This window comes from Alteromonas sp. I10 (genome assembly GCF_003201515.1).
In the GTDB taxonomy this organism is placed as follows: domain Bacteria; phylum Pseudomonadota; class Gammaproteobacteria; order Enterobacterales; family Alteromonadaceae; genus Alteromonas; species Alteromonas macleodii.
Window position 1 is genome coordinate 1 of record NZ_QJJN01000007.1, and the last position, 14,949, is coordinate 14,949.

Genomic DNA, 14,949 nt, shown 5'->3' on the forward strand with positions numbered 1-14,949 from the left:
TTAAGCTAAAACTAAAAGGCCTGAGTCCGATACAATATCGAAATCAGGCCTTGGTTGCCGCTTAGAAATGAGTCCAACTTAATGGGGTCACTTCAGTTCGCGGTTTTTTGTTTTTGGCATATCTCTTGATTCTCTAGTAGTATCACCAAGAAAATAGTGGTCGTACCAGAGTGGTTGAATTTATTCAAAAGGAGATGAAAATGAAACGTGCACTTGTTGTTGAAGGTGGCGCTATGCGCGGAGTTTTTGCAGCAGGCGTGTTAGACAAATTCATGGAGCATGACTACCATTCGTTCGACTTCGCGATTGGTGTTTCAGCTGGCGCAACTAATCTTTCAACCTACGTATCGAAAATGCATGGGCTTAGTAAAACCATCATCACGCAATACGCCACAAAGAGGGAGTTTTTTAGCCCGCTTCGTTTCATAAAAGGTGGGCACATGACAGATGTCCATTGGCTATGGCATCACTCTAAACAGTCCATGAATATTCCTGCACCAGGTGAAAAAAGCAGCATGCCACTGTATGTTGGGATTACTAATGCAGAGTCAGGTGAATGTGAATATATACAAGCCACCAAAGATAATGTTGATGATTTAATGGTAGCTTCCTGTGCGTTGCCAACTGCATACCGAGACGAAATTTCAATAAACGGTACGCGATACTTGGACGGGGGAGTGGCAGATGCAATACCTGCTATTCAAGCATACAAAATGGGTGCGAAGGATATCACGGTTATTCTTTCTCAACCGTTAGGTTTTACAAAACCAGAAGTAAAGTCTGTTTGGCTAATGCAAAAGATGTATGGCAACCAGCCTGCGCTACTCGATAAGATGTTGCAGCGTGCAGCCATTTATAACGAAACGTTAGCTTTTCTCAATAATCCACCCGACGATTGCACAATCCGTGTGATAGCGCCTGATGAAGCTTTTTGCGTTAAGCGTTTAACTATGGATAAGAAGAAGTTATTGCGAGGCTATGGTCAAGGGCGGCGCATGGCAAGACGCTATCTTAAACATTGCTATGAGAATTCAGTGGAAAGACAGCGCAAAAGCGCATAGCTACCAGACTAATTTCTTCTTTCTGTACAAAGCCTGTATGCAAATCGCAACAAAAGGCTTATAGAGCTTGGTTTTTTTTCCAAGCTTTTTTTTATCTCAATTAAAACATTAATTTTCAGCAACTTAATCTGTTTCAATTTGGCAACAGTTTAAGCTTAAGCTACTAATTCTTACTTCTAGTACCAGTCTTACACATCGTGAATTGGTGAATTTAGCAACGCTATTTCCCTTACATCGCTTATAACTAGCGCTGCTGACTTCCCGTTTGAACATAAGTTTCCATTTTTCCTATTTTAGTAACATTTTGAAAAAAGTGAATTTTATCGAGTTTATGAAGCATTCTTATGTAAACTTTGCAGGTAATGTGCAATATTTTCATTAAACTGGTCTGCATCTTGCTGAACAGGTGGCAATAAACGCTGTTTTTTTTAAACGATGCGAAGATTTTAGATGGTTCATTTATCTCAGCATTAAATCCTTCTTAAAAAAGGGATTGAGTAAATAGACCAAACTGTCACACGTTATTAAAATATAGAAATTATAATCGACCACGCTTTGCAGCATCACGTGCTTCTCGATAACAAGAGGAGACCAATGCTCATTAGCAGAAGTGCTTATTGGCATAGTTGAATCGCGAGTTTTGTGTCTGCCGCTTTTTTGATAAATTAAATCATACTTAAGGTTAGTTTACGCTAACCTGTCTAGAAGCGTGAGAAAGAACGTGGCAATATCAAATGCTGAATAAAAAATAAAATAAATACAAACGTGCGAATTGCGAATCAGAAAATGTCAATTGGGTTAATAAACCCGAAAAATCCCGTAAATGTTGCTTCTATATTGCGAGCTGCAGGTTGTTATGGTGTGGCCAGCGTTTTTTATACTGGTCAGCGCTATCGATTTGCTAAAGATTTTAATGCGGATACGAAAGCGTTTCATAAAGTCATTCCGACCATTGGGGTCGACGACTTAAAAGAAGTAGTGCCTGAAGGTGCGTCAGTCGTAGCGGTTGAACTGGTAGAGGGTGCTACACCACTACCTTTGTTTGAGCACCCGAGCAATGCGTTTTACTTGCTAGGTCCTGAAGATGGCAGTATTGGCGAAGACGTTTTGTCTTGGTGCGATCATGTTGTCTACGTTCCTACTTTTTCATGCATGAATTTAGCGGCCACGGCAAATGTTTTGCTGTATGACCGTCTGTCAAAGTCTGATTACGAAAGTGGGGATGAACTTATCAGACAAAGTAGAGATACGAATAACAAATCTAAGATTAAATAGTAATTAAATAACTAAGGCTGTCGTTGCGAACAGGAAGTTACCCACAAGCCTAATAATAAATTAAATCAGGGGAGCTTTGCGTTGAAGATGAGAACAATGAGCGCAGTTCGAGCGTTTAATGGCGCCGTGTCTAACAAACTGAGTCGACTACCACAAACATTTTCTAGGGTACTCCCTAGTCGTTTCTCACTCGAAGAGAGTATTTCTAATTTCTTCTTTAGTCGTTACGAACTTGTGATTGCTAACGAAGAAAGTGAAAAGCAGGTGAGTTATAAAACGCGACACAAAGTGTATTGTGAAGAAATGAACTTCGAGCAGAAAAATGCCACTGAATTAGAAAAAGATAAGTTTGATGATCGCGCGATCAATTGCTACATCAAGCATTTGCCAACAGGAGAGTGTGCAGGCACGATAAGGTTGGTCTTGCCGACGGAAGATGGCTTGGCACTTCCATTGGAAGAAAAATTTGCTGAAGCCTTTGAGAAAAATGAACTACTTCCTTCCAGTTGTGACCCTGCTAGCGTTTGTGAAATCTCACGATTAGCAATACCAAGGGAATTCAGGGTTCGTCAAATGCGCTCAAAAATTCTTCCCGCTGAAAAGCTTGAAAAGGTAAAACAAAAAAAGAATCTAACGTTCAATGTTGAGCACTTTCCATACCTTTCAATTGCGCTTTATTTAATGGCAACGAGTATCTGCCAGCATTTAAATGTAAAACATGCCTACGTTTTAATGGAACCTAAGTTAGCGAGAAGAATGAAGGCTTTTGGTATTCATTTTAATTCAGTTGGCGAAGCAATAGAGTTCAATGGTAAGCGTGTACCTTATAGAGTCTCACCAACTGTTTTGGCAACAGAATTAGCAAAACCATTAAAAGGTTTTCACAGAAAGATTCACTCAGAACTAAATAGTGCGTTACAAGCTATTGGCGATGTGGCCGTTCCCACTATTGAGCATACTCGAAAACCGCTTCGCATAGCCCATGCAGCATGACACCATGCTATCTGTAATACTAAGCCGCCTCGTCAGGCGGTTTTTTTATGTTTGAATACGTATGCATGTTTTTTAACATCCAGTTAACGCGTATCCTGTTGGCATAATTTACGTTTATCACAATGATTACCATGCCAAATTTCCAATTTCGTTTTTGTCTTAAACCCTTGTCAATTGCTATGCTGTCAATTGGAATAACAGCGTGTACAGGGCCGACCTCTCCAGTGAATAATCAAAAACCGGTGACCAAAGACGCTAGCCTGAAACCATTTGGTCAAAGCGGCGAAAGTTCGACGCTAAACGATTCGGCTGAAAGGCAAGGTAAACCTGTTGTTTATCAAGTTTTTACTCGCTTGTTTGGAAACACGAATACAAATAACCAGCCTTGGGGCACAATTGAGCACAATGGGGTAGGTAAGTTTAGTGATTTTACTCCCGAAGCGCTAAAGGCCATAAAATCCTTGGGAACCAGTCATATCTGGTATACCGGTGTGCCGCACCATGCGGTGATTAATGACTACACTGATTTTGGTATTTCAAACGACGACCCAGACGTAGTGAAAGGCAGAGCGGGCTCTCCCTACGCAGTTAAAGATTACTACAACGTTAATCCAGACCTAGCCGATGATCCAGCCAAGCGTTTAGAAGAATTTGAAGCGCTAATTGCCAGGACTCACGCAGCGGGAATGAAGGTTATTATCGATATCGTGCCTAATCATGTCGCCCGTGATTACCATTCACTTTCTGCACCTGAAGGTGTAAGTGATTTCGGCGCGCACGATGACACGTCTGTTGAATACGCCCGTGATAACAACTTTTACTATGTAGTAGGTGAAGCGTTTCAAGTGCCCACAGCTGATAACTATCAACCTCTAGGTGGTGAAAAGCATCCACTATCTGACGGTAAGTTCGAAGAGTTTCCAGCAAAATGGACAGGCAACGGTGCTAGAGCTTCGAAACCGGATATAAACGACTGGTATGAGACCGTAAAAGTGAACTATGGCGTGAAGCCTGACGGCACTTACGACTTTCCAGTTTTACCTGAAGAGTACAGTGATAAGTCTTTTGAAGAACATGCCGCATTTTGGCAAGGAAAAGACGTACCAGATTCGTGGTATAAATTCAGAGATATTGCACATTATTGGATAGATAAAGGTGTCGACGGTTTCCGCTACGATATGGCCGAAATGGTGCCTGTCGAGTTTTGGTCGTTTCTAAATAGCAGTATTAAACAAAAGGCACCTAATGCGTTCTTGCTAGCGGAAGTTTATCAACCAGATAAGTATCGCGAGTATATCCACCAAGGCAAAATGGACTACCTTTACGACAAGGTGGGTTTCTACGACACATTAAAAACGATTATGCAGGGGAGTGGAGAAGTAAGCAAACTGGTTACTATTCATGATGAAATCAATGATATCGCCCCGCATATGCTTCATTTTTTAGAAAATCACGACGAACAACGTATAGCCAGCCCCGACTTTGCCGGTAGTGCTCAGAAAGGTAAACCCGCGCTTGCAGTGAGTGCGCTTATTAGCAGTTCGCCTACGTTGTTGTACTTTGGTCAGGATGTGGGTGAAGACGGTAGCGAAGAGACTGGTTTTGGAGATCCAACACGTACGTCAATTTTCGATTATGTAGGTGTTCCTGCCCATCAGCGTTTTATGAACGACGGTAAGTTTGATGCAGGGAAATCTACCGAAGATGAAAAAGCACTTCACCAATTTTACCAAGACGTGATGGCTATTGCTGCCACAAACCCTGCAGTTACAGGTGAATATCAAAGCCTGCACGCACTCAATCTTGATGTGAAAGATTCAGCCTATACTGAGCAGCAATTTGCTTTTGTGCGCGCGCAAGGTGAGCACGGATTTGTGGTTGTGGCTAATTTTAACGATAAGCCTACAGGTGCAATGAAGCTTGTTGTTCCTTCAAATGTTTTAGGTAAAGATAGCGATCGGATCACGCTAGCGCCTATGCTTTCTCATGAAGGCATAACGCTGGAAAAAGAGGGCATTAACTACAACGCTTCGTTCTCATTGGAAGGGCTTGAGACTAAAGTATTCGCCTTCTAATTAGGTTTTATCACATGCTGCTGAGTTAACGCGAAACACCATGTTTTTTTACATGGTGTTTCGTGAATACGTATGCAGAGCATTGGTCAGATCGGACGGGCAAGGTAGTATCTCATCACCATCTTGTACTTAACGTATTTTTAACATGGGGTTGATGTGCCAAAACGTAATCGTGTAACTAATGACAGTGGTAATAAAAAAATCCAAAAGCGCGCAATTCCGCTTCTCCTCAGCTGTATCACTACCTTCCCTTTATTCTCAGTTCAATCATCTGCAAACAGTGGCATTGATGTTTCCCCCCCGAATTGGTGGGTTGGTATGCAAAACAGTAATGTAGAACTGATGCTTTATGGTGATGATGTTGCCGATGACACCGTTTCAATAGCGAAAGGCGATGTAAGAGTTAAGCATAGCCAAGCCCTTGATAGTGAAAACTATCTATTCGTAACGCTAGACACGTCGAATGTTAGTGCCCAGGAACTAGTTATCAGGCTTAGTGACAGCGATGGTACGACCCGTGATTTAACTTACACGCTGAGAAAAAGAGCACAAGGCTCAGCCTCGCGCGAAGGCTTTGGGCCTCAAGATGCTATTTATCTTATTGCCCCCGACAGATATGCCAATGGTAATGTGGAAAATGATAATGTTAAGGGTTATGGCGATCCCGCAGACCGTTCATTCAAAGGTGGTCGCCACGGTGGTGACATTCAAGGTATTGTTGATAACCTCAATTACATTCAGGATATGGGCTTTACTCAAATATGGACAATGCCTATGCTCGAAAATGCCATGGATAAATACAGTTATCATGGTTATTCCACCACGGATTACTACAAAATAGACCCTAGATTTGGTTCCAATGACGATTTTATTGCGTTAAGTACTGAAGCTAAATCAAAGGGTCTTGGCATCATAATGGATATGGTACTTAACCATATAGGCAGTAATCATTTATGGATGAAAGATACGCCGTCACACGACTGGATTAATAACAACGGTAAATTTGTAGGGACAACCCACAAGCGTGAAGCTCTTCACGACCCTCACGCCATAGCAAGCGATATAAAAGGGTTTAGCGATGGTTGGTTTGTGCCAACCATGCCGGACTTAAATCAGCGCAATCCGCATTTAGCGAACTACCTTATTCAAAACGCGATTTGGTGGGTTGAAAGCGCTGGGCTAAGTGGAATACGTGTGGATACGTACTCCTATCCTGATAAGGCGTTTTTGAGCCAATGGACAAACCGCATAATGGACGAGTACCCGAATTTCAATATAGTAGGGGAAGAGTGGTCAGTTAACCCCGCAATCACGGCATATTGGCAGGCGGGTAGCCACCGCCACGATGATTACGATAGCGCTCTACCATCGGTTATGGATTTCTCGCTTCAAGCCGCAGTCGTTGAAGCGTTGAGCAATGACGAAAGCTGGAATTCTGGCTTCATCTCTGTATACGAAACCTTAGCTACTGACTTTTTGTACGGCGACCCGAATAATTTGGTCATCTTTCCTGATAACCACGATATGAGCCGCATTTTTACTCAGCTCGGTCATGATAAAGACAAATGGAATATGGCGATGACGCTATTGCTCACTACGCGCGGTATTCCACAAGTTTTTTACGGTACAGAGATTTTAATGGGTAACGAAGGCAGTGAAGACCACGGTATTATTCGTTCTGACTTTCCAGGCGGGTGGCCTTCGGACAATGACAAAAACGCTTTTACCGGGCACGGTTTAACGGATGATGAGCGTTGGGCACAGCAGCGTGTGAAGGGCTTACTTCAACTGCGTAAATCACACCCTTTGCAGTTTAAAGGCCTGTTGAAGCATTTTGCACCGGAGAATGGGGTTTATACCTATATTCGAGAGGCAAATGTCGATTCAGCCAGTGGTGCAGATAAATCAAATACTAATCAGTCTGATAAAATATTGGTCATCTTAAATAAAAAGCCAGTGGACCTGCCTCTAAATAAGTATGCAGAGGTGCTAAGCACACACCAGACGTTAACACGAGTTAGCGATGGGATATCTTTTAAGACGACGGATACCTTAAGCTTACCAGCAATGTCTGCTAGTGTTTTCATTGTGCAGTAATCGTATTAACTACAGTAAAACAATAAATAGAGCAAAGTATGCAAGCAACTCAACCACGCCTTTCTTTCTGGCAAATATGGAACGTCAGCTTTGGCTTTCTAGGTGTTCAATTCGGTTTTGCACTGCAAAACGCAAACGTAAGTCGGATCCTTTCAGACTTAGGGGCAGACCTTCACTCGCTATCACTATTTTGGCTCGTCGCGCCAATCATGGGGTTAATCGTTCAACCAATTGTTGGCTCAGCATCTGATAGAACGTGGAATCGATTAGGTCGACGCCGCCCGTTCATCCTTGCTGGTGCTATCGCCGCAGTATTGGGTATGATTTTACTGCCTAATGCGCCGATATTTGTTGCCTTCTTGGCACCTATGGTAATGGGCGCGTTAATGGTTGCACTTATGGACGCGTCGTTTAACGTATGTTTTCAGCCGTTTCGCTCATTGGTGTCAGACATGGTACCGCCGTCACAACGGAATGTTGGCTATTCGATTCAGTCGTTACTGATTAATATAGGCGCAGTTATCGGCTCAATACTGCCATTTGTGCTTACCAATGTTATTGGCCTTGAAAATACGGCACAAATGGGCGAGGTTGCACCTTCTGTTGTTTGGGCTTTCTACATTGGCGCTACAGTACTGCTTGGTACGGTCATTTGGACGGTAGTTCGTACCAAAGAATACGCACCAGATGAATACAACCGCTATAAAGGGCTTACCGAAGAGCAGCCTGCAACTGAAAAAGCGCCTAAAGCACCGCTAGGACAACGCTTAAGTGAGTTTTTCACGTTAGTAAAAGATATGCCAAAGACAATGAAACAACTTGCTGTCGTGCAGTTTTTCTCGTGGTTTGCGCTCTTTATTATGTGGGTGTATACCACACCTGCTATTACGCAACATATATGGAATGTAGATAAGCAGTGGTTTGACCCAGCTTATATTGCTGCAGCCCCGATGGTGCCTGAAACCATCATCATGGCCAAGGGAGCTGCTGGTGATTGGGTAGGGATTCTATTTGCTGCGTATTCGGTATTTGCTGCGATTTTTTCTATTTTCTTGGCAAAACTTGCTGACAAGTTTGGTCGCAAAACGGTTTACGCTTCGTCTTTAGCGCTAGGTGGCCTGAGCTACATAAGCTTCTTGTTATTCCAAGACCTAACGATGATCAACGTAAACTTACTGATTACTGAAGTAACTGTACCTTTGGGGGCAGTGAAGCTGTTAATCCCTATGGTAGGCGTAGGTATTGCGTGGGCTGCTATTCTTGCTATGCCTTACGCTATGTTAGCTGGTGCGTTACCTGCAAATAAAACGGGTGTTTATATGGGTATCTTTAACTTTACCGTAGCCGCCCCTCAAATTGTATCGGGCCTAACTGCTGGCTGGATTCTAAGTTCTGTTTTCGACAACGACGCAAAGTACATTATCGTTGTTGCCGGAGTTTCTATGTTAATTGGTGCGGTTTCAGTTTTCTTCGTGAACGAGGCCGATAAGCAAGAAATTGAAGAAGCGCAGGGAGCTTAATATGTCATTTAATCGTACAACAATCGCATTAACGTTAGCTGGTTTATTTTGCTCAGCCTGCTCGAGTACATCTGTTCCTTCATCTAACGATATACAAGAAAACAGCCACGCTATCGTAGGTACCACTACGCCATTTGCTAGCGAAGCGGTGTACTTTGTTGTAACAGATCGTTTTGTAGACGGCGACCCTTCGAACAATCATGAAGAGCAGGGAGGCGATCACCCTACGTGGCAACTGCCCTTAGAAGGCCCTGAAGGTAAGAAAGCCTATGTGGGTTACATGGGCGGTGATTTACAGGGTATCTTAAACAACGCCGATTATATTAAAGAAATGGGGTTCACAGCAGTATGGATGACGCCTGTCCACGATAACCCGGACTATGCGTTTAATGGCGATGAACCCATTATTTATGGCGGTGCCTTTAAAGACGGTGGTAAAACGGGTTATCACGGCTATTGGGCAACTAATTTCTATAAAGCTGACGAGCATTTGGTTAGCGCCAATTTAAGCGTTAGTGACTATACGGCGAAAATGCGTCAGCATGGCCTTAAGTCCGTGTTTGATATTGTGGCAAATCATGGCACACCGAGCTTCACCATGGAAAAGGACTTACCCGGCTACGGGGAAATATATGACAGCGATGGAAATCTGGTTGCTGATCATCAAAACTTGGCGCCTGAAGAGCTTGACCCTGAAAAAAACCCGCTTCATAGCTTTTTTCACAACTATCCAGATTTAGTAAAGCTTTCTAATCTAGATGACGAAAACCCCGCTGTACGCGATTATCTCATCAACAGCTATTTGTATTGGATTTCTCAAGGTGCTGATGCATTTAGAATAGATACAATCAGGCATGTGCCTCATGCGTTTTGGCGTGAAGCGTCAGATCGTATACGCGAGAAAAACCCTGACTTTTTTATGTTTGGCGAAGCATTTGACTATGAGGCGAACAACATTGCCCAACATACTTTACCGAAAAATGGGGGCGTCAGTGTATTAGACTTTCCTATGCAAAAGGCCATGGTGAGTGTATTTGAAAAGCCGCTAGAGAGTGATTTTGCTGACTTAGAAACGGTGCTTCATCTTACGCACGGGCCATATAACAATCCATATGAATTAACTACGTTCTACGATAACCACGATATGGCGCGCATTAATGCCACTGATGAAGGCTTTATTAATGCGCATAACTGGTTGTTTACAGTAAGAGGCATTCCGGTTGTATACATGGGATCTGAAATTGGCTTCATGCGCGGTACGGCGGAACATGCTGGCAATCGTAACTATGTTGGCCAAGAGCGCCTAGACCAAGCCAAGACACATCCTATTCAACAGGCGCTTACAAAGATTGCCAATGTGCGTAAAAACACGGTAGCACTGCAGCGCGGTGTTCAAGTCAACGTTGAACTTGACGGTCATCAAGCGGCGTTTTATCGCGTTGTTGATACTGCAGAAACACAGCAGACTGCACTTGTATTGCTTAATAAGGGTAATGCCGCACAATCTTTTGAGGTTAGTGACTTTATGCAATCGGGCGACTGGACGGAACAATTATCTGGAGAAACGCAAACGGTAGAACTCGGTGATGCGTTAACCGCAACGGTTAAGCCCAATGGCGTTCAGGTATGGGTGCGCGAAGGTCAAGTAAGTAACAGCGCATTACTTGCTCAAATTAAGCATCAGTTGGCCCGCCAATAAAACGTGTTTAGCGCACAATAAAAAAGCCCCGTGGTTGTTTAACGCCCGGGGCTTTTTGTTTAGTTTCTAGCGTGTAATTTGCACACGCTTACTCACTGCCACATGACTGCCTAATAATAATATCCGCAGGCATTAAATAATCCTGAACGTCTTCGTTGTTAATGGCTTTTAATAAGGTGTTTACCAATAACTCTCCCGCCAGTTTGGTATTTTGCTGAACAGTGGTGAGCGAAGGCGTGGTGTAGGCTGAAACCGCAATATTGTCATAGCCAACCACGGCTACATCATCAGGCACATTCACTTTTGCCTGGCGCAGCGCTCTAAGCACGCCCATTGCAATAAGGTCTGATGCGCAGACAATTGCTTGGGGAAGTTCGCCACTTTGCAGCAATGATTTCACCGCTTCTGACCCCGCGTCCTCAGTCGAAATAGCATTGCGTTGAACACTTGACTGATCGAGCCCATGAGAATGAAGTGTTTCAAAATAACCGTTAAAACGCGCTTTGAATTCAGGGGCGTGATCGCCGTTGTCGCCAATAAACGCAAAGGAAGTTTTACCCAAGCCAATTAAATGTGACGTTATGCTTTGGCCACCTTGATAGTTATCACAACCGATACTAACCCCTGGGTGGGCTTCATCTGGCGCACCCCAACGAACAAAGTGGGTGCCCTGCGATTCAAGTTGCGCGACTTTGTTTTGGTAATCAGTATAGTCGCCATATCCTAATAGAATAATGCCGTCAGCCTTATTTGAGTCTTCATATTCTGCGTGCCAGTCATCATCTAAATTTTGGAAGGACACAAGCAGATCATAGTTTGCTTGCGCACACGCGCGAGTAATACTGCCGAGCATCGCTAGGAAGAACGGATTAATCATCGAATCATCGGACGTAGGATCTTCAAACAAGAGTAGGGCAATTGTGCTGCTCTTTTGCTTTCTCAAGTTACTTGCGTTTTTATCCACTTTGTAATTGAGTTCCCGGGCAATACGCTGAACGCGATCTCTAGTTTCTTGATTAACTAGCGGGCTATTATTTAACGCTCGCGAAACCGTCGACTGCGAAACACCTGCCAAGTGGGCAATGTCAAAAGAGGTTGCTTTTTCTTTCATAAACACCATGATTTGCTGCTACGACCTTGTTGTCGCGAATTTAGATTACCATATTTTTATAATGACGCGCGCATTTTGAGACGCAGTCGCTCAAATGCCACGCAAAGTTACGATTTCGTTAGTGCTTATTTATATTTTGGAAGTCATAACGGCATTTAGTTTTAGAAGGTATTTGCAGATCGCTCTTAATTCAATCACTTGTCAGGCTTCTTTGAATAAAACATGGTTGAAGTAATTGCGAGAGTGTTATACTCAGCGAGATTTTGAAATATTACGTGCATAAGGGGAACAAGCGAATGGCCGAGACTGAACACCGTCCGACCAATTTTATCCGTCAGATTATTGATAAAGACCTGTCTAGTGGTCTACATGACGCAATTAAAACACGGTTTCCACCAGAGCCGAATGGCTTCTTACACATTGGCCACGCCAAGTCTATCTGCTTGAATTTTGGTATTGCTCAAGACTACACAGGTACGTGCAATTTACGCTTTGACGATACCAACCCTGCAAAAGAAGACATTACCTTCGTTAATTCAATTAAGGAAGATGTGCAATGGCTTGGATTTACGTGGGACGGAGAAGCGCGCTATTCATCGAATTACTTTGACCAACTACACGCATACGCCGTTGAACTTATTGAAAAAGGCTTAGCCTATGTAGATTTTTCAGCGCAAGACGTTATGCGCGAAATGCGTGGCACACTTAAAGAGCCTGGTCAAAATAGCCCTTATCGCGATACAGACGTTGAAACTAACCTCAGTGAGTTTGCCAAAATGACGGCAGGCGAATATAAAGAAGGTGAGTGTAGTCTGCGTGCGAAAATTGATATGGCATCGCCATTTATGTGTATGCGTGACCCGGTAATTTATCGCGTTAAGCATGCTCACCATCATCAAACTGGTGATAAGTGGTGCGTGTATCCAATGTACGATTTTACACATTGTATCTCAGACGCCATTGAGGGAATAACGCACTCCCTGTGTACACTAGAGTTCCAGGATAACCGTCGTCTTTATGATTGGGTTATCGAAAACATTTCTATCGACTGCACGCCAAGACAGTATGAATTCTCACGTCTTAATCTAGAATATACGGTATTAAGCAAGCGTCGTCTTATTCAGTTAGTCGACGAAAACCATGTACATGGCTGGGACGACCCACGCATGCCTACCATTGCAGGTTTACGCCGTCGCGGCTACACACCGGGTTCAATCGTTGAGTTTTGTAAACGCATTGGTGTGACTAAGATGGACAACATGGTTGAAATGTCCATGCTAGAAGCGTGCATACGCGACGACCTAAATGCAAATGCTCCTCGCGCAATGGCCGTACTAGATCCAATAAAGCTCGTTATCGAAAATTATGAGGAAGGCCAGACAGAAACGCTTGTTGCGCCAAATCATCCTAACGATGAAAGTATGGGTACGCGTAACATCGGCTTCAGTCGCGAAGTGTATATAGAAGCAGAAGACTTCCGAGAGTCGGCGAACAAGAAGTTTAAGCGCTTAGTGCTTGATAAAGAAGTTCGTCTTCGCAACGCCTACGTGGTTAAAGCTAATCGCGTTGAAAAAGATGAAAATGGTAATGTCACTACCGTTTACTGCACGTATGACCCTTATACGCTTGGTAAAGATCCGGCTGATGGCCGCAAAGTTAAAGGTGTTATTCATTGGGTGGACGCAGCTACGGCACAGGCAGCGGAGTTTAGGCTTTACGATCGCTTGTTTAACGTGCCTAACCCAGCAGCGGAAGAGAACTTTACCGATGCGATTAACCCTGACTCGTTGGAAGTAAAACACGGTTGGGTAGAAGCCGGATTGGCAGACAATGTTCCTGAAGTAGGAGCATGGCAGTTTGAACGCACGGGCTACTTCTGTGTAGATAAAGACAGCACAGACGACAAGCCGGTCTTTAACCGCACTGTAGGTCTAAGAGATACATGGGCCAAAATGGGCGAGTAGGCACTGGCCTTTAGCCATTTATGCGCTGTAAATAAAAAACCGCTTAAGTGCTGCTTAAGCGGTTTTTTTGTTTAATGGAACATTGCTTTCGTTAATTACTTTGGTTGGCAATCAAGTGACTGTCCGGTTGTTTCCTTACTGTCTTCGCCCATAAGATAAAGATACGTAGGCATAATATCTTCAGGTGTTTTTAGTGTATCAGGGTTTTCTGCTGGAAACGCTTGAGCGCGCATTTGTGTGCGGGTACCACCTGGATTAATACAGTTAAAGCGCAGTGACTTATTTCGATATTCATCAGCAAGGGTTTGCATAACGCCTTCTGTTGCGAATTTTGATACGGCGTACGTTCCCCAAAATGCGCGACCTTTTCTGCCTACGCTAGAGGTGGTGAAAATTACCGATGCACTTTCTGCCTTCTCTAAAGCGGGAATAAGCGCTTGTGTCATGAAGACCATACCATTTAGGTTAATTTGCATCACGTCTTGCCATTCTTGCGCATCAATATCTTTAAATGCACTTAGGTGGCCTAAAATACTCGCATTGTGAAGAACACCATCTAATCGGCCAAACTGGTCAATAATGGTTTGCGTCATTTGCTGATAATGAGAGGGCGTTGCGCCTTTGATATCTAAAGGAACAATGGCGGGTTCTTGTCCACCTGCTGCGACAATGTCGTCGTACACAGCTTCAAGTTTAGACACGGTGCGGCCTAATAAAATACAAATAGCGCCATGTGCAGCATACGTTTTTGCGGCTTGTGCACCAATTCCATCGCCAGCCCCGGTGATAAGAATAACTTTATCGCGCAATAAATCCGCTGGTGCGTTGTAATCGTTCATCATTTTCCTTCAAAAGGTTCATTTATATCGCAATGATTGGGGCCTGTAGACCCAATTAAGAATCAAACACCAGATCATACTCAGCCTGACTCACAAGTAAAACAATGAATGAAAATTTCTTCAAACGTAAAAAAAGTTAACAAAAGTAGTTAACAAAACTTTGCAAAGTTGCAACAAAGTCAATAAGATTGAGGAAGATACAACTGGTCTAACATGTTTAAAACTATCATCTACGCCTGTAAAGACAGGGTAGACCAAGCTACTTTTAATAGAGTTAAGTTTTAGACACAGAATAACAACAATGCTTGTAGGGAG

General features: G+C 43.4%; 11 protein-coding genes. 9 read left to right on the plus strand and 2 right to left on the minus strand.

Going from position 1 to position 14,949, the window contains the following annotated elements:
• From BZA03_RS20710 to BZA03_RS13820, 8 genes are all read left to right on the plus strand, one after another.
• A partial coding sequence (locus BZA03_RS20710; protein WP_375342585.1) for an IS3 family transposase occupies positions 1–65 on the plus strand: 65 nt, incomplete at its 5' end.
• A 135-nt stretch (positions 66–200) separates the two neighbouring features.
• Entirely contained in the window at positions 201–1,061 is an 861-nt protein-coding gene (locus tag BZA03_RS13790) for a patatin family protein (RefSeq protein WP_014949455.1), read from the plus strand.
• 786 nt (positions 1,062–1,847) lie between these two features.
• Complete coding sequence (locus BZA03_RS13795) at positions 1,848–2,336, plus strand: RNA methyltransferase (RefSeq protein ID WP_258364645.1); 489 nt, start codon at positions 1,848–1,850, stop codon at positions 2,334–2,336.
• 96 nt (positions 2,337–2,432) lie between these two features.
• Positions 2,433–3,329, plus strand: a complete 897-nt coding sequence (locus BZA03_RS13800; RefSeq protein WP_110289073.1) for a PEP-CTERM/exosortase system-associated acyltransferase — start codon at positions 2,433–2,435, stop codon at positions 3,327–3,329.
• A 122-nt stretch (positions 3,330–3,451) separates the two neighbouring features.
• Positions 3,452–5,404, plus strand: a complete 1,953-nt coding sequence (locus BZA03_RS13805) for an alpha-amylase family protein (protein ID WP_110289074.1) — start codon at positions 3,452–3,454, stop codon at positions 5,402–5,404.
• A 156-nt stretch (positions 5,405–5,560) separates the two neighbouring features.
• The gene (locus BZA03_RS13810; RefSeq protein ID WP_110289075.1) at positions 5,561–7,501 is read left to right on the plus strand and encodes a glycoside hydrolase family 13 protein; all 1,941 of its coding nucleotides are present in this window, start codon (positions 5,561–5,563) and stop codon (positions 7,499–7,501) included.
• Positions 7,502–7,539: 38 nt separating this feature from the next.
• A complete protein-coding gene (locus BZA03_RS13815; protein ID WP_110289076.1) occupies positions 7,540–9,021 on the plus strand; it encodes an MFS transporter in 1,482 nt (493 codons plus the stop codon).
• A gap of 1 nt (position 9,022) precedes the next feature.
• A complete protein-coding gene (locus BZA03_RS13820) occupies positions 9,023–10,720 on the plus strand; it encodes an alpha-amylase family glycosyl hydrolase (protein ID WP_110289077.1) in 1,698 nt (565 codons plus the stop codon).
• 88 nt (positions 10,721–10,808) lie between these two features.
• Here BZA03_RS13820 and BZA03_RS13825 read toward each other — a convergent pair whose 3' ends face one another.
• Positions 10,809–11,831: a LacI family DNA-binding transcriptional regulator gene (locus BZA03_RS13825; protein ID WP_039227862.1), complete on the minus strand. Its 1,023-nt coding sequence runs from the start codon at positions 11,829–11,831 to the stop codon at positions 10,809–10,811.
• Between the two features lie 296 nt (positions 11,832–12,127).
• Between BZA03_RS13825 and glnS the strand changes: the two genes are divergently transcribed.
• Positions 12,128–13,795, plus strand: coding sequence for a glutamine--tRNA ligase (glnS, locus tag BZA03_RS13830; RefSeq protein WP_110289078.1), 1,668 nt, complete (start codon positions 12,128–12,130; stop codon positions 13,793–13,795).
• Between the two features lie 95 nt (positions 13,796–13,890).
• Here glnS and BZA03_RS13835 read toward each other — a convergent pair whose 3' ends face one another.
• On the minus strand, positions 13,891–14,634 hold the full coding sequence (locus tag BZA03_RS13835; RefSeq protein ID WP_014949464.1) for a YciK family oxidoreductase: 744 nt from the start codon (positions 14,632–14,634) through the stop codon (positions 13,891–13,893).
• Positions 14,635–14,949 lie beyond the last annotated feature (315 nt).